At 77.9% G+C, this 606-nt stretch carries 1 protein-coding gene; it reads left to right on the top strand.

Going from position 1 to position 606, the window contains the following annotated elements; all coding sequences use genetic code 11:
* Positions 1-19 precede the first annotated feature (19 nt).
* The coding region (locus ACOV8S_RS15160; RefSeq protein ID WP_448318869.1) for a UvrD-helicase domain-containing protein at positions 20-606 on the top strand (587 nt) is incomplete at its 3' end.

Here is a 606-nt window from a genome sequence, read left to right as displayed (position 1 = left end):
CTCCGGCACCCCGGTCGCGGTGCCGGAGCCGCCGCGGCTCGACGCGTCGCAGCGCGCGGTGGTGGAGCACCGCTCGGGGCCGCTGCTGGTCCTCGCCGGTCCGGGCACCGGCAAGACGACGACGCTGGTGGAGTCGGTCGCCGCGCGGATCGCGCGCGGCGGCGACCCTGCGCGCATCCTGGTCCTCACCTTCAGCCGCAAGGCCGCCATGGAGCTGCGCGACCGGATGGCGGCGCGGGTCGGCGCCGCCCGCGCGCCGCGGGCCACCACCTTCCACTCCTTCTGTTACGCGCTGGTCCGCGCGCACCAGGCCGGCGACCTCTTCGCCGAGCCGCTGCGCCTGCTCTCCGGTCCCGAGCAGGACGTGGCGGTGCGCGAGCTGCTGGCCGGCGAGCCGGAGCTGGAGCGGCTGGGCCTGGCCCACGTCCGCTGGCCCGACGACCTCCGCGCCTGCCTCACCACCCGCGGCTTCGCCGACGAGGTGCGCGCCGTGCTGGCCCGCACCCGTGAGCTCGGGCTCGGCCCGGAGGCGCTGGACGCGTTCGCCCGGCGCATAGGCCGGCCCGACTGGCGGGCGGCGGCTGCCTTCCTCGCGGAGTACCTGGA

The sequence above is a fragment of the Streptomyces sp. CO7 genome (assembly GCF_053474865.1).
Note: the sequence above shows the minus strand (reverse complement) of the source record. Positions and strands in the feature narration are given on the sequence as shown.